General features: G+C 74.1%; 12 protein-coding genes. 7 read left to right on the top strand and 5 right to left on the bottom strand.

The features are described from left to right. Window positions 1–309: 309 nt before the first annotated feature. On the top strand, window positions 310–2,328 hold the full coding sequence (locus OG403_RS17660) for a TolB family protein (protein WP_329565474.1): 2,019 nt from the start codon (window positions 310–312) through the stop codon (window positions 2,326–2,328). A 135-nt stretch (window positions 2,329–2,463) separates the two neighbouring features. Here OG403_RS17660 and OG403_RS17665 read toward each other — a convergent pair whose 3' ends face one another. From OG403_RS17665 to OG403_RS17675, 3 genes are all read right to left on the bottom strand, one after another. Then, the gene (locus tag OG403_RS17665; RefSeq protein ID WP_329565476.1) at window positions 2,464–3,744 is read right to left on the bottom strand and encodes an ATP-binding protein; all 1,281 of its coding nucleotides are present in this window, start codon (window positions 3,742–3,744) and stop codon (window positions 2,464–2,466) included. A 94-nt stretch (window positions 3,745–3,838) separates the two neighbouring features. Next, window positions 3,839–4,594 (bottom strand): hypothetical protein, encoded by a 756-nt coding sequence (locus OG403_RS17670; RefSeq protein WP_329565478.1) that lies wholly within the window; start codon window positions 4,592–4,594, stop codon window positions 3,839–3,841. Further along, window positions 4,591–4,938, bottom strand: coding sequence for a PadR family transcriptional regulator (locus tag OG403_RS17675; protein WP_329565480.1), 348 nt, complete (start codon window positions 4,936–4,938; stop codon window positions 4,591–4,593). The genes OG403_RS17670 and OG403_RS17675 overlap by 4 nt, the downstream gene beginning before the upstream one ends. Before the next feature lie 162 nt (window positions 4,939–5,100). Here OG403_RS17675 and OG403_RS17680 point away from each other — a divergent pair, with 162 nt between their 5' ends. Further along, the gene (locus tag OG403_RS17680; protein ID WP_329565482.1) at window positions 5,101–6,027 is read left to right on the top strand and encodes an N-acetylmuramic acid 6-phosphate etherase; all 927 of its coding nucleotides are present in this window, start codon (window positions 5,101–5,103) and stop codon (window positions 6,025–6,027) included. After that, complete coding sequence (locus OG403_RS17685; RefSeq protein WP_329565484.1) at window positions 6,024–6,917, top strand: N-acetylglucosamine kinase; 894 nt, start codon at window positions 6,024–6,026, stop codon at window positions 6,915–6,917. Before OG403_RS17680 ends, OG403_RS17685 begins: the two co-directional genes overlap by 4 nt. 17 nt (window positions 6,918–6,934) lie before the next feature. On the opposite strand, the gene OG403_RS17690 is transcribed toward OG403_RS17685, so the two are convergent. Next, entirely contained in the window at window positions 6,935–7,519 is a 585-nt protein-coding gene (locus tag OG403_RS17690; RefSeq protein ID WP_329565487.1) for a hypothetical protein, read from the bottom strand. A 319-nt stretch (window positions 7,520–7,838) separates the two neighbouring features. On the opposite strand from OG403_RS17690, the gene OG403_RS17695 reads away from it, so the two are divergent. Then, window positions 7,839–8,471 (top strand): TetR/AcrR family transcriptional regulator, encoded by a 633-nt coding sequence (locus OG403_RS17695; protein ID WP_329565489.1) that lies wholly within the window; start codon window positions 7,839–7,841, stop codon window positions 8,469–8,471. A gap of 93 nt (window positions 8,472–8,564) precedes the next feature. After that, window positions 8,565–10,754, top strand: coding sequence for an MMPL family transporter (locus OG403_RS17700; protein WP_329565491.1), 2,190 nt, complete (start codon window positions 8,565–8,567; stop codon window positions 10,752–10,754). Between the two features lie 35 nt (window positions 10,755–10,789). Here OG403_RS17700 and OG403_RS17705 read toward each other — a convergent pair whose 3' ends face one another. After that, a complete protein-coding gene (locus tag OG403_RS17705) occupies window positions 10,790–13,510 on the bottom strand; it encodes an ATP-binding protein (RefSeq protein ID WP_329565493.1) in 2,721 nt (906 codons plus the stop codon). Window positions 13,511–13,608: 98 nt separating this feature from the next. On the opposite strand from OG403_RS17705, the gene OG403_RS17710 reads away from it, so the two are divergent. Together OG403_RS17710 and OG403_RS17715 are read left to right on the top strand one after the other, a co-directional pair. Further along, complete coding sequence (locus tag OG403_RS17710; RefSeq protein WP_329565494.1) at window positions 13,609–13,977, top strand: nuclear transport factor 2 family protein; 369 nt, start codon at window positions 13,609–13,611, stop codon at window positions 13,975–13,977. A gap of 68 nt (window positions 13,978–14,045) precedes the next feature. Beyond that, the gene (locus tag OG403_RS17715) at window positions 14,046–15,476 is read left to right on the top strand and encodes an MFS transporter (RefSeq protein WP_329565496.1); all 1,431 of its coding nucleotides are present in this window, start codon (window positions 14,046–14,048) and stop codon (window positions 15,474–15,476) included. Window positions 15,477–15,511 lie beyond the last annotated feature (35 nt).

Below are 15,511 nucleotides of genomic sequence, written 5' to 3' on the forward strand. Positions count from 1 at the left end.
GGCCGGTATCCCGCAAGGGACACCGGCCCTGACTGGTTTCCCGACCCGTTGGGAGCCGCTGGGGAGCGAGCCGGGGAGCGGACCAAGGAGCCCGCTCCCGAGCGCCTGCTACTGACACGCCCTCAGCAGGGCATCGAGGGCGGCCTCCCGGACCCGCGTCAGGCGGCCGGGCGGGTTGAACAGCCGGCACCCCCAGAGGATCTTCACCGATTGCCCTCGTTTAGGATCACGTAGCCAACACGGCTTCGACACAGGCGAGTTGAGATGCATCGCATACCATTGCGGCAAATTGTTCCGATTGCGGCGGCCTTGTCGCTCGCGATCGCGCTCTCACCCTTCGGCACCCCGATGGCGCAGGCCGCGCTGCCGGGTACGCCCGGGCTGCTGGTGGGGACCCGGATCTACCCCAACGGGGGCGCCACGACGGCCACCGAAAACCCGGACGGCTCCCGGCTGGTCCTGGCCGTCAGCCCTGGAGGGGGCACGGACCAGGGGAGGGCTCCGACGTGGTCCCCTGACGGCACGAGGATCGCGGTCCAGAGCGGGGAGGGCGGGGTGGCCACCTACCTTCCCAATCTGACCGGTGCAGTGCTTGCCGACGGCGGCGTGGACGGCTTCCCGGCCTACACCGCGGATGGAGCGGACGTCATCGTCGGCTCCTATACCGGTGCGGCGGACGCGCAGGTCCAGCTGAAGTACTCCCCGTCGACCTGGGACATTAACCAGCACGAGGGTTCGGGCGACCTGCAGCCCTGGTTCCCGACCTCCACCGGCGGCTCCGACACGGCTCCCAGCGTCTCCGCGAAGACCGGGACCGTGGTGTTCGAGCACGACACCGCCGGTTCCTCGGACATCTGGACCGACCACGGCAACCACACCGCCGGGCTGCTGATCTCCAACGGCAAGCAGCCGGACGTCTCGCCCGACGGTTCGACCATCGCGTTCAGCCGGACCGTCAACGGGTTCGCCCAGCTCTTCACCCAGCCCGCCGACGGCTCCGGCAGCGCGGTCCAGGTGACCAGCGGCGCGACCAACCACACGTATCCCAAGTGGAGCACGGACGGCAAGGAGCTGTTCTACGACAGCAACCCGGGCACCGACTACCAGTCGACGGTCGGCCATTACCTGGTGCTCTCCACCATGGCCGACGCGCTCACGCCCAACGGCCTGATCGACGTCCAGCAGCAGCCCACCACCCCGAAGCCGGCCGGGGTCGCCTCGACGTTCCATCCGATCCCGCCCGCCCGGCTGCTCGACACCCGCGACGGCACCGGGACAGTGGCCAAGGGCGCCGTGCCCGCCGGAGGGATCCTGCCGCTGCAGATCAGCGGTGCCGGGGGCGTCCCCGCCTCGGGCGTGACCTCGGTGGTCCTCAACGTCACGGTCACCGACACCACCGGTCCCGGGCATCTGACCGCCTGGGGGGACACGACCGCGATGCCGTCGACCTCGAACCTCAACTGGAACCAGGCGGGACAGACCATTTCCAACCTGGTGACCCTGCCGGTCCCCAGCGACGGCGAGCTGGACATCTTCACGAACAGCACCACGGACGTCGTCGCCGACGTCCAGGGCTACTACACGGCCGACACCAGCGGCGCGACGTTCACCAGCCAGGCGCCGACGCGGATCCTGGACACCCGCACCCCGCTGGGTGTCCCGAGCAAGGGCCCGGTCGACTACAGCACCATCAGCCTGAAGGTCGACGGCCAGAACGGCGTTCCGGCCAACGCCTCGGCGGTCGTGCTGAACCTGACCACGGCGTTCACCGCCAATGACGCCGGCTACCTGGAGGCCTACCCCGAGGGCACCGCCCCGCCGACCGTCTCCAACGTCAACTGGTCCTCGAGCGGCGCGCTGATCTCCGGTCTGGCGGTCGTCCCGGTCGGGGCCGACGGCAACGTCAGCATCAAGGTCCACGGCACGACCGACGTGGTTGCCGATGTCTTCGGCTACTTCACGGCCGACAGCGCTGGTGCGAAGTTCAGCAGCACCGTCCCGGGCCGCATCCTGGACACCCGGCTCAGCGGGAGCGCGCTCACCGCGGGCCAGCCGCTCGCCCTCCAGGTCACGGGGGTCGACGGCGTCCCCAGCGGCATCAAGTCCGTCGTACTGAACCTCACCGTCACGGACAACAACAGCGCGGGCTTCCTGGAGGCCTGGGCCGACGGCACCACGCGTCCGGCCGCGGCGTCCAACGTCAACTGGGTCAGCGGTCAGACGATCCCCAACCTGGTGATCGTCCCGGTCGGGGCCGACGGCAAGGTCGACCTGTACACCAACAGCACCACGAATGTGATCGCCGACGTCTTCGGCTACTTCAGCTGAGGTCCGGCTCCGCCGCGATCGGCGGGGCTCGGCGCCCGAGAGGGCTCAGCACCAGGTCAGGGGCCTGATCCGCGGTGCGGGTCAGGCCCCTGGCCCGGGGAGCGTCCGCACCTGGGCCGACCGGGAAGTACTCGCTCAGAACCGGCTGTACGCCTCGATGTCGTCGGTGAACTCCGCGATCGCCTCCCGGGTCAGGGTCGGGCGGGTGTCGGCGATGGCGGTCAGGTAGTCGCCGGTGCCCGCGGGCTTGCCCTGGCGCTGGGTCAGCTCGCGCTCGAAGGCGGCCTGGGCGCCCTTGCGGGCGGCGAACTCGATGTCGGCCGGCGTGAAGAGTTCGCTGGCCCGCACCAGGCGGTCCAGGTCCACCGCCTCGGCGGCGGGGCCCAGGTAGCGGGCCCAGATGGCCGCGCGGGCCGCCGGGTTCGGCGGGCCGATCGGGATGACGTAGTCGAACCGGCCCGGACGCAGGAAGGCCGGGTCCAGCGAGCGGACCGAGTTGGTGGCGCAGACCAGCAGCCGGGCCTCGTGCTCGCGGAAACCCGGGATGATCTTGAGCAGCTCGTTGGTGACCCCGTGCCCGGGGTCGACCGCCTTGCCGGACCGCACCCCGGCGATCTCCTCCACCTCGTCGATGAAGAGCAGGACCGCGTCCAGTCCGGCGAGGTCCGCGAACGCGTCGCGCAGCGCCACCGCCAGCCCGCCGTCGGTGCCGGCCGCCAGCCGGGACGGGAAGAGCTCCACGAACGGCCAACTCAGCCGGGACGCCACCGCCTTGGCGAAGCTGGTCTTGCCGGTACCGGGCGGGCCGAAGAGGATCACCGCCTTGGGCGGGGCGACGCCGTAGCGATCGGCCAGCGCCGGCTCCGTCAGCGGAAGGACCAGGCGGCGCTCGACGACCTGCTTCTCCCGCTCCATACCGGCCATCGCCTCCCAGAGCCCGCCCGGCAGCATCCGGCCGCCCAGCACCGCGAGCGCGTCGGCGTCGGCCGCGCCCGGCGGTTCGACCCGCTCGTAGTAGACCAGGCCGGTCCGGACCGTGTAGCCGGAGTTCTCCAGGGCCCGCGCCCCGGTGGCGCCCTCCGGCAGCAGCACGCTGATCCGGCGTACGCCGACCGCGCGCAGGCGCCGCTCGACCTCCGCGAGCAGGGCGCTGCCGACTCCGCGATTGCGCCAGTGCGAGGCCAGTGCCACCAGCAGCACCCAGGCGCGATCACCGCGCGGCTGGGCGACCACCAGGCCGATCACCTCATCGCCGACCACCGCGACCACGCTCGCCTGGTCGGCCCCGGCGGCGGCCATCACCTCGGAGACCGGGAAGACCGGGACCTCGCCGTCGGCCTGGCGGCTCTGGTCCCAGATCTGGATCGCCTGGTCGAGGTCGCCGTCGCGATAGTCCCGCAGGTGCCATGCCGGCATGGTGCTCACCTCGCCGCGTCCGAACCTCCATTCTGGCCTCCCGGAGCACGGGGCGCCGCTCGGTGGCCGGCCGGCCGGCAGCGGGCGGCGCCGCTCAGGCGTCCTCGGCGCCGGCCCGCACCTCCCGCTTCATCCGGCGCCAGCCGTTGGCCAGCCCGATCGGCCCCAGCACGGCCGCGACGGCCAGCGCCACCAGGCTCATCCGCGACCCGCCGACGTGGGTCGCCCAGCAGGCCACCACCCCGCCGAGCACCGCGCCGAGCACCGCCTCGCGCAGCCTGGACCGGGTGGTGCGGCCGACGAAGAGCCGCTTTCCGGGCGGCGGCACCAACTCGTCGAGTCCGGCCGCCGGACCGGCGCTCGCCGCCTTCGGGCGCTTGAGGTACATGAAGTACAGGAACCGGCCGCACGGCTCCCAGCCCTCGGGGGCGAGTTCGGCGGCGATCGCCGCCAGGCCGCGCGCCCGGTCCGCGCTCTCCCGCCGGTACTCCCAGCGCATCGCGCTCGCCGGGTCCCGGTGGCAGACGAAGCGGCCGAGCCGGTCGAGGCCCGCCACCTCCCAGCCCTGGTCCCCGTAGTGGTTCAGGTACTTGCGGTCGGTGTAGATGTCGGCGGCCCACTTCCAGGTCTGCGCCGAAGCGTCGGGCCGCTCGTCCGCCCCCGGCCGCCGGGTGAGGCGCGCGGCGAAGTCCTCCGGCGCGCCGAACTCCTCGTACGGGTCGGGCGATCCGCTCTCGGCCAGGTAGCCGCCGAGGTCGGCGACGGTCGCCGCGACCTCGCTCTGCGGGAGTCCGGCGGCCCGCAACCCCCCGGCCAGCTCGGCGAAGTAGCGGTCGGTGCGCTCTGTCATGGTGCTCCCCCTGGAGTGGCTCTGCTCAGCATGGACTTCACCGCGGTGTGGAACTCCAGCCACGACCGGTTCTGCTCCGCCAGCTCCCGGCGCCCCACCGCGGTGAGCTGGTAGTAGCGGCGCCCCGGTCCGCGCTCGGCGGCCCGGAACTCGCCGACCACCAGGCCGGCTTCCTCCAGCCGGTTGAGCACGGGGTAGAGCGTCCCGCCCTTGATCTCGCCGAGCCCGGCACCGGCCAGGGCTTTGGCGATCTCGTATCCGTAGCTCTCGCCCTCGGTGAGGCAGGCGAGCACGAGCAGGTCAAGGACACCCTTGAGCCAGTTGGATCTGCGATCTGCGGCCATGGGTCAATTCCAGCACTACCTAGGTAGGAATGCAATCTAGCTGGGAGTCCGATCCTGCGGGGCGCCGCTCATACCGGGCCGCGGTCGGCGAATGAGCCCGCCCGGCGCGCCGTCGGGTGGCAGACTGCTGACGGTCGCTGCCACCCACCCGAGGGAGCCCCCGTGTCCCTGGACTTCGACGACCCGTCAGCCGCGCTGCCGCCCACCGAGCGCCGCAACCCCGCGAGCCTGGCACTGGACCGGATGGACACCACCGCGATCCTGGAGCTGATCAACGATCAGGACGCCACCGTGCCGGGCGCGGTGCGGGCCGCGCTGCCGCAGCTCGCCGAGCTGGTCGAGGCGGGGCTGCGCACGCTGCGCGCCGGCGGCCGGGTGCACTACTACGGCGCCGGGACGGGCGGGCGGATCGCGCTCGGCGACGCCGTGGAACTGGGGCCGACCTACGGCGTGGGCGAGGAGCGGTTCGTCGCGCACCTGGCGGGCGGGCACCGCACGGCCGCCGTGGCCCGGGAGGGCGCCGAGGACGAGTCGCCCGACCCGGCCGACCGACCGCCCCCCGACGAGCGCGACCTGGTGATCGGCATCACCGCGGGCGGCGGCACCCCGTACGTGATCGCCGCACTGCGGGCGGCCCGCGCCGCGGGGGCGAGCACCGCGCTGCTGTCCGGCAACCCGCAGGCCCCGGCAGCCGGCTTCGCCGACCTGCACGTGCTGCTGGACACCGGGCCCGAGGTGGTCACCGGCTCGACCCGGATGAAGGCGGGCACCGCCCAGAAGCTCGCGCTCAACGCCTTCTCGACCGCCCTGATGGTGCGCAGCGGGCGGACCTGGTCGAACCTGATGGTCACCGCCTCGGCGGCCAACACCAAGCTGCGCGAGCGGGCGGTCCGCAACCTGATGACGGCCTGCCAGGTGACCCGGAGCCAGGCCGAGCGGACGCTCGACGCCTGCGACGGGCAGACCGCGACGGCGCTGGTGGTGCTGGCCGGCGGCGGCACCCCGGAGCGGGCCCGGACGGCGCTGGAGCGCAACCACGGGCAGCCGTGGGCGGCGGTGCGGGAGCTGACCGGCGGCCGGCAGCCGTGAATCCGCTCTTCCTCGGGCTGGACGCCGGCGGCAGCTGGACCCGCGCCGTGGTGCTGGACGCCGCCGGGCAGGAGCTGGGCCGGGCCACCACCGCCGGGGCGAACCCCACCGCCCGGGGCGTGGCGGCGGCGGTCGACTCGCTCGCCTCGGCGGCGCTGCCGGCGCTGCGCGGGCTGGCGGCGGACGCGGTGGCCGGCTGCGTGGTCGGCCTGGCGGGCCTGCGGACGCTGGCCGACCGGGCGGCCTTCGCCGAACGCTGCCGGACCGCGTTCGCGATCGAGGCGCGGGTGCGGCTGCTGCCGGACGCGGTGACCGCCTTCGCGGCCGGGACCGAGCAGCGCGCGGGCACCGTGCTGATCGCGGGGACCGGGGCCAGTTGCTGCCAGGTGAGCGAGTGCCGGGTGGTGCGCGCCGGCGGCGGTCTGGGCTGGCTGCTCGGCGACGAGGGCAGCGGCTTCTGGCTGGGCCGCGAGGCGCTGCGCCACGCGCACGCCGAACCGGGCGGGCCGCTGGGCGCGGCGGTGCTGCGGCACTGCGGTGCGGCGGGCCCGGACGAGTTGCTGCCCTGGGCCTACGACGGCCCGCCACGCCGGCTGGCCGAACTGGCCCCGCTGGTCAGCGCGGCCGCCGAGGCCGGGGACCGGGCCGCCCTGGCGATCGCCGAGGCGGCCGCCGGGCACCTGGCCCGGCTGGTCCGCGCGACGGCCTCGGCCACGGGGCCGCTGGTGCTGGCCGGTTCGGTGGCCGCCTCCCCCGGGCCGGTCCGCGAGCGGCTGCTGGCACTGCTCGGCGGGCCGGTGGCCATCGCCGGTGATCCGGCGCTCGCGGCTGCCCGGCTGGCGCTGCGGGCCGGATCCGCTCACCCGCCGTACCGGCCCTGGGACGGCTGATCGCCGAGGCGGGCCGATCAGGCCCGGTCGCCCGCCGGCGGCGTCAGGTCGGGCGCCGCACCGAGGCCGGGGGCGGCGGCGGCCGGGATCCGGTCGGGGCTGAACTGCTCGCTGACCCAGATCCGACCACCGCCGCGGCAGTCGACCAGGTAGTCCCGTCCCACGCTCCAGCGCCGCTCGCCGGCATAGGGCCAGTGCCGGGGCGCGAAGGAGACCGGACGGCAGGCCAACAGGCTCTGCTGCTGGGCGAGATGGTGGAGCAGCGGGGTGCCGGACGGCGGGAGCAGCGACGCGGCCTGCCGGGCCGGCAGGTAGGCGTGGCAGCCGCTGACCGTGACCCCCTGGGGCGTGATCAGCCTGCTGCGCTGCAGGACCAGCGGGGCGAGGCCGCCCTCACCCGCGAGCGCCTCGCGCACCACCGGCGGGACGGCCTGCGGCGCCACGGGCTGCTGGGCGTCCACCACCATCTGCACCGGACTGCCGACCAGGCCGGCCAGCAACCGGATGGCGGATCCGTCGAAGGTGAGCAGCAGCCGCGTCACCTCCGGATAGGACCACGGCCGTAACGGCGGCAGCTCGGTCGGCTCGGTCACGGGCACCACGGCGCACACCTCGGCTCTCTTCATCGGGACCGCCAAGCTCGCCTGCCCGCAAGCGGATCTGACTATGCGTCAATCATAGATGGCAGACAATTGATGAACGCAAGTCTTAAATTGCTCTGCAGTCAAAACTTTCCCGCGCGTCACACTGGTCGCACCGGTCACGGGCGGCCGACCTGACGTTGTGCCCTGGACGTTCTTCCGCAACCCGGCGCCCGACAGCAGCCGAGTGCTGGGTCTGACCCGCAGACCGTGGTATGAAAATCGCGTCGGTGCAGGCCACCGCCTCAGCCGACCGGGCAGAGCCGAACGGAGAACACCCATGGACCTGCGCCCGCCCGCCGGGGCCCCCGGCCTCGGCCGTCGCGAACGCAACAAGCAGCGGGTCCGCGAACGGCTCTACACGGCCGCGGTGGACCTCTTCGTCGCCAAGGGCTACGACCACACATCGATCGAGGACATCGTCGAACTCGCCGACGTGGCCCGCGGGACCTTCTTCAACTACTTCCAACGCAAGGAAGACCTGATCACCGCCTGGAACGAGCGGCGGCGCAACAGCCTGGTCGTGCTGCTGACCGAGAGCCAGTACGGCAGCACCAGCGCGGTCGACCAGCTGAACCGCTGCGTGACCGTACTCGCCCAGCTCAACTGGGCGGAGCGGGAGCTGACGGTGGCCATGCTGACCGCCTGGGGCAAGGCGGGGCGGCCGATCCTGCAGGAGCCGTACCTCGCGCAGACCTTCACCCGGATCGTCCAGGCCGGCGTCGCGCAGGGCGAGCTGCGCCCGGAGCCGTCGCCCGAGCGGGTCGGCAACACACTGCACGACCTCTACCTCGGCGCGCTCTACCGCTGGGCGGGCGAGCCCGGACCCGCCGCACCCGAGGCGCTGACCGAGGAGTTGCTGGGCGCGCTGCGACTGCTGCTGGACGGCATAGCGCTGCCCGTCGAGCGGTAGCGGTCCCGACCCCGCCCACGGCCCGGGCCGGCTACCTGATTGGGCGTATGTCGCACGGATGGGCCACACCCCGGCACCGCTTACCGTCAGCTCATGTCCACGCCCTCCCCGAGGCCCGGCGGCCTCCAGCGGCTCGGCCAGTGGTGCGCGCGCCACTGGGCCGTGGTGATCATCGGCTGGCTGGTCGCCCTGGGCGGACTGCACGGGCTGCAGAACTCCTTCGGCGGCACCTACTCCGACGACTTCTCGCTGCCCGGCGTCCAGTCGCACACCGGCCAGGAGGTCCTCGCCGCGCACGCCCCGGCCTCCGGCGGCTTCGGCTCGCAGATCGTGCTGCACGACGCGAGCGGCCCGCTGACCGCCGACTCCGGGCCGATCGGCCAGAGCGTCACCGCCCTGCAGAAGCTGCCGCACGTCCTCTCCGTGGTGAACCCGCTGCCCGCTCCCGGCGCCCCGCCCACCGGCGCGCTCTCCGCCAACCAGAGCATCGGCTACATCACCGTCCGCTTCCAGGAGAACCCCACCCTCTACGGCACCGGCTACCTGACCGGCGTCGACGACGCGGTGGCGCCGATGCGGGCGGCCGGCCTCCAGGTCGAGTACGGCGGGCCGCTGGGTGAGCTGGCCCGGCCGCACACCAAGGACCTGACCAGCGAGGCGGTCGGCTTCGCGGTCGCCGTGGTGGTGCTGCTGATCGGCTTCGGCAGCCTGATCGCCGCCGGGCTGCCGCTGCTCAGCGCGCTGCTGGCGGTGATCGTCGGACTGAGCTGCCTGAGCCTGCTGGCGATCGCGTTCACCTTCGCGAGCGTCTCGCCGACCCTGGCGACCATGATCGGGCTGGGCGTGGGCATCGACTACGCGCTCTTCCTGATCACCCGTCACCGCCAGCTGCTGATGGACGGCCTCGACCCGGCGAGTGCCGCCGGACGCTCGGTGTCCACCAGCGGGCGGGCCGTGGTGGTCTCCGGCTGCACGGTGGTGATCGCGCTGGCCGGGCTCTCGGTCTCCCGGGTGAGCTTCATCGCCAAGCTGGGCGCGGCCGCGATGATCACCGTGGCCACCGCGGTGCTCGGCGCGATCACCCTGGTCCCCGCACTGCTCGGGCTGATCGGGCGGCGGATCGACCGGTTCAGCGTACGGACCCCGGTGGCGGAGGTCAGCGCGGTCCCCGCCGAGCGGGGCGCCGGCTTCTGGCACCGCTACGCCCGCCGGGTCGAGCGCCGCCCCTGGTGGTTCCTGGCCGGCGGCCTGGTGGTGATCGGGGTGCTGACGATCCCGCTCTTCTCGATCCGGCTCGGGCACATCGACGACGGCGCGGATCCGACCAGCTTCACCGACCGGCGCGCCTTCGACCTGATCTCCGAGGGCTTCGGTCCGGGCGCCAACGGGCCGCTGACCATCGTGGTCGACCAGAGCACGGTGCCCGCCGACCAGCGCTCGACGCTGCTGACCAACCTCCAGCACGCGCTCACCGACGTGCCGGGCGCGGCGAGCATCAGTCCGCTGCAGTCGACCTCCGACGGTCAGGTGCTGATCGCCACCGCGATCTCCACCGGCGCGCCGCAGGACGCCGTGACCACCAACCTCTTCAACCACCTGAAGAACACCGCGCTGCCGCAGGGCCGGGCCGGGACCAGCGCCACCACCTACCTGACCGGCACCACGGCCGCCCAGCTGGACTTCCTGGAGCTGGTCGCCAAACGGCTGCCGGGGATCATCGCGGTGGTGGTGGGGCTGGCCTTCATCATCATCCTGACCGTCTTCCGCGGTCTGCTGGTGGCGGTGAAGGCGGCCGTGCTCAACCTGCTCTCGATCGGCGCCTCGTACGGCGTGGTGGTCGCGGTCTTCCAGTGGGGCTGGGGCGGCCCGGCGCTCGGGGTGAACGGGACGGTGCCGATCGAGAGCTATGTGCCGATGATGATGTTCGCCATCGTCTTCGGCCTCTCGATGGACTACGAGGTCTTCCTGCTCTCCCGGGTGCACGAGGAGTGGCACCGGCTGGGCGACAGCCGGGACGCCGTCGCGCACGGCCTGGAGATCACCGCCCGGGTGATCACCTGCGCCGCGTTGATCATGGTCAGCGTCTTCGCGGCCTTCATCCTGAGCGACAACATCGTGGTGAAGATGCTGGGCCTGGGCCTGGCGGTCAGCGTCCTGGTGGACGCCACCGTGGTGCGGCTGCTGCTGGTCCCGGCGGTGCTCACGCTGCTGGGCGACCGCGCCTGGTGGCTGCCGCGCTGGCTGGACCGGGTGCTGCCGAACCTGAACGTCGAAGGGGACTGACGGCGCGTCGGGGTGCCGATCGCGCGCGGGAGCCGTCAGACCAGCTCGGCCAACTCGGCCCGGGAGGCGATGCCGAGCTTCGGATAGGCCTTGTAGAGGTGGTGGCCCACGGTGCGGGGGCTGAGGAAGAGCTGGGCGGCGATCTCCCGGTTCGACAGCCCCTTCGCCGCGAGCCGGGCGATCTGCTCCTCCTGCGGGGTCAGCCCCGCCAGCGGTCCGGCCGGGGCCGCCACCGGGGCGGCCGAGCCGGCCGCGCCCAGCTCGGCGCGGGCCCGTTCGGCCCACGGCGCCGCGCCCAGCCGCTCGAAGACCTCCAGCGCCGCGCGCAGCCTGCTCCGGGCCTCGCTCTTGCGCCGGTCCCGGCGCAGCCACTCGCCGAACAGCAGATTGGTGCGGGCGAGTTCGAACGGCCGGTCGGCGGCGGCGTGCAGTTCCAGGGCCGCCAGGTAGCCCGACTCGGCGAGTTCCGGCGGCCCGAGCAGCGCCTGGCAGCGCAGCACCAGCGCCCGGGTCCAGTGCGGCTCGCCGATCCGCTGCGACCAGCTCGCGAACCGCGCGAAGGCGGCCTCGGCCCGCTCGGGCCGGCCCAGCCGGACGGCCGCCTCCACCAGGTCGGGCACGGTGCGGATGGCCGAGACGTGGTGGCGGTAGCGGCCGGCGGTGTGCGGCTCCAGGCGCTCCACCACTTCGGCCACCCGGCCCTGTCCCAGGTCGTGCACGGCCAGCGCCCACTGGCTCCAGGAGCTGCCGGCCGCCGGAGCGCCCCAGGCGGTGGCCTCGTCCGCCAGGGCCTCACCGACCCGCCGCGCGACCAGCTCGCCGTCACCCCGCAGCGCCGCCAGGTAGGCCTCCAGGGCCGCCAGTTGGCCGACCCACTGGGGCTGGGCGGTGTCCCGCGCCAGCGCCGCGCCCTCGGCCGCCGCCAGCTCGGCGTCCCGGTGGCGCCCGTGGAACAGCTCGGCCTCGGCCCGGAAGAAGAGCAGCGTGGGCAGCAGGCCGACCGCGCCGGCCGACCGCGCCTCGGCGATCAACTCCTCGGCCAGCGCGAAGGTCTCGGCGTCCCGCCCGGGGATCAGGGTGGCTCCGCAGAGCTGCACCAGCTCGCGCGGGCTGTCCACCCCGGCCGCCCGGGCCGCCGCGACGACCTCCAGCACCGGGCGGGCCGGCGGCGCGCTGCGGCCGACGGCGGGCCCGGCGCTCGCCAGCAGGTACTCCACCAGCGGGGCGAGCGGATCCGCGGCGGGCAGTTCGAGCGCCGCCAGCCGGTCCAGCACCGCACCGACCTGCTCCTCGCCCAGGTACCAGGCGGTGTGGAAGGCCTGCAGCAGCAGCCGGGCGGCCAGCGGCGCCTCGATCCCCCGCTCGGCCGCGCCCAGCAGCAGCCGGTGCGCCTGCGGATACCCGCCGCGCCAGAACGCGGCGGTGGCCCGCACCCAGTCCAGCACGGCGAGCGTGAAAGGCTCTTCGGCCAGCTCGGCTCCGCGCTCGGCGAGCCCCCTGGCCCGCTCGGCCTCCGCCGCGTCCAGCGCCGACTCGGCCGCCAGCACCAGGCAGCGGGTCACCGCCCCTCGATCCGGGGCGAGTTGGGCGGCCCGCTCGTAGGCGGCGGCGGCGCCCGCGTGGCCGCCACGGGCCACCGCCCGGCGGGCGACGCCCTCCAGCGCCTCGGCCAGTTCGGCGTCCGGCCCGGTGGCGGCCAGCGCCAGCTGCCAACTCCCGCTGTCCAGCTCACCGTTCGCCCGCAGCACCGCGCCGAGCGCGCGATGTGCGGCCATCGTGCGCTCCAGCGGCGCAGCGTGCAGGATCGCGGCCCGCAGCAGCGGATGGCGCAGCGTGTACCGCCCGTCCGGGGTGCGCCGCAGCAGGCCGGCCTGCTCGGCGGGCGACAGGTGCACGGTGCCCACGCCGAGCGTCTCGGCCGCCCGCAGCACGGTCGCCAGCACCCCGCTCTGCTCGGCGGCGGCCACCAGCAGCAGCGTCCGGGTCGGCTCGGGCAGCCGCTCCAACTGCCCCTGGAAGGCCTGGCCGAGGCGCCCGGTGAGCGGCAACTCGCCGGCGCGGTACGGGTGTCCGTCGGCCAGTGCGGCAGGCAGCTCGGTCAGGGCCAGCGGGTTGCCCTGCGCCTCGGCCAGCACCCGGTAGCGCAGTCCGGCCCCGCCCGGCGCCGAGTGCGCCGCGAGCAACTCCGCTGCGGCCGACGGATCCAGTGGCGCCAGCCGCAGCTCGGGCAGCCCGGCGGCGACGAACGAGTCCTGGCCGTCGCGGGCCGCGAAGAGCAGCACCACACCCTCGCGGCCGAGCCGCCGGGCGGCCAGCAGCAGCGCCTCGGCGGAGGAGTGGTCCAGCCAGTGCGCGTCGTCCACCAGGCAGAGCAGCGGCCGGGTGGCGGACAGTTCGGCCAGCAGCCCGAGGGTGCCCAGCCCGCCGAGCAGCCGGTCACCCGGGCCACCCGGCTCGGCCAGCCCGAACGCCGCCTCCAGGGCGCGGCGTTGGGGCGCCGGCAGGCCGGGCAGCAGCGGCAGCGCGGGGCCGAGCAGCAGATGCAGCCCGGCGAACGGCAGGTCGGCCTCGCTCTCGACCCCGCTCGCCCGGAGCACCTCGAAGTCGGCACCCGCCCGCTCGGCCGCGTACTCCAGCAGCGCGCTCTTGCCGATCCCCGGCTCCCCGCGCAGCACCAGTGCCCCGCTGCGCCCCTCGACCGCCCCTGCCAGCAGCCCCGCGATCGCGGCCTGCTCCCCCGCCCGCCCGTACAGCATGGGTCGACCCTACCTATGCGTGACCGATTCGGCTGCTCCGCATCCCGCCTACCTTCTTGACCAGCAGGAACACACAGAACGCAAGAGGGAGACGGACCATGACGAACCTTCAGCAGCTGGCCGACCAGTACCTCGCCACCTGGAACGAGAGCGACCCGGCCGCCCGCCGCAAGCTGATCGACACCTACTGGGCCGCCGACGCGAGCTACACCGACCCGCTGGCCGAGGCCGTCGGCCGCGACGCCGTGGACGCCGTCATCGGCGCCGTCCAGAGCCAGTTCCCCGGCCTGGTCTTCAGCCTGGGCGCGGGCGGCGTGGACGCCCACCACAACCTGGCCCGCTTCACCTGGGACCTCGGCCCGGCCGGCGCGGAGGCGCTGGTGGTCGGCTTCGACGTGCTGGTGGCCACCGAGGACGGCCTGATCGGCGCCGTGCACGGCTTCCTCGACAAGGTCCCGTCCGCCTGAACCCGGCGCGGCGCCATGCGGGCCCCCGGTCCGCATGGCGCCCCCGATCCCCAAGGAGCACACCCGAGATGACCATCACCCTGCCCTCCCCCCGGCTCGTCGCCGAGGAGCAGCGCCCGCCCCGCGGCCTGCTCACCGTGCTGCTCACCGCGTCGTTCGTGACCACCCTCGACTTCTTCGTGGTCAACGTCGCGATCCCCTCGCTGCAGGCCCGGCTGCACGCCGGCCCGGCGGGCATCCAGTGGGTGGTGGCCGGCTTCGGCCTGGCCCTGGCCGCCGCCCTGGTGCCCGCCGGACGGCTCGGCGACCGGTTCGGGCGCCGCCGGATCTTCGCGCTCGGGCTGCTGCTCTTCACCCTCTCCTCGGCCGCCTGCGGCCTGGCCCCCAGCACCGGATCACTGATCGCGGGGCGGGTGGTGCAGGGCCTGTCGGCGGCCCTGATGGGCCCGCAGGTGCTGGCCATCCTGCGGCACAGCTACACCGGCGCCGCGCAGGCCAAGGCCTTCGGCCGGTACGCGCTCTCGCTGGGCATCGGCGCGGTGCTCGGCCAGCTGATCGGCGGCCTGCTGATCAAGGCGGATCTCTTCGACCTGGGCTGGCGCACCTGCTTCCTGGTCAACGTGCCGGTCGGCCTGGTCACCCTCGCGGTGGTCAAGCGCTGCGTGCCGGAGTCCCGGGCACCCCTGGAGGTCCCCGCGGCCGGCGGCCGGGGCGGCACCGGCCTGGACCTGGCCGGCAGCGCGCTGGTGGCCGCCGCGCTGACCGCGCTGGTGCTGCCGCTGATCCAGGGCCAGTCGCAGGGCTGGCCGCTGTGGACCTGGCTCTGCCTGGCCGGCTCGGCCGCGCTGTTCGCCCTCTTCGCGCTGCACCAGTCCCGCCTGGCCGCCCACCCGGTGCTCGACCCGCGGCTGCTGCGCGAACCCGGCTTCGCCGTGGGCATCCTCGCCCAGCTCGGCTTCAACCTCGGCCAGGCCTCGTTCTTCCTGGTCCTCGCGCTCTACCTGCAGATGGGGCACGGCCTGGACGCGCTCGGCTCCGGCCTGCTCTTCGTCTCGATCGGCGGCGGCTACCTGCTCACCTCGCTCAACGCGCACCGGGTCGCCGCCCGGCTCGGCCGCGGTGCCGTGGCGCTGGGCACCGCGGGCATGGCCGCGGGACTGGGCGTGCTGGCCCTGACCGCGCAGTGCGTCGGCACCGCCGGGAGCGCCTGGTGGCTGGCCCCGGGGATGTTCCTGGACGGCCTCGGCATGGGCCTGGTGATCGCCCCGCTGACCGGCAGCACGCTGGCCGCGGTCCGCCCGCGACTGGTCGGCTCGGCCGCCGGCGCGGTGGCCACCACCCAGCAGGTCGGCAACGCGCTCGGCGTCGCCCTGCTCGGCATCCTCTTCTACCGCGCGGTCCACCAGGGTTGGACCCACGCCTTCGTGCTGAGCATGCTGGTGCTGGCCGTCCTGGAGCTCGCGGTGGCCGCGCTCTCCCGGCTGCTGCCGAAGAACTGACCCCCGCACTGCCCAGCACCCGCCTTCCCGTGCCA

Source organism: Kitasatospora sp. NBC_01266 (assembly GCF_036242395.1).
Taxonomy (GTDB): Bacteria; Actinomycetota; Actinomycetes; order Streptomycetales; family Streptomycetaceae; genus Kitasatospora.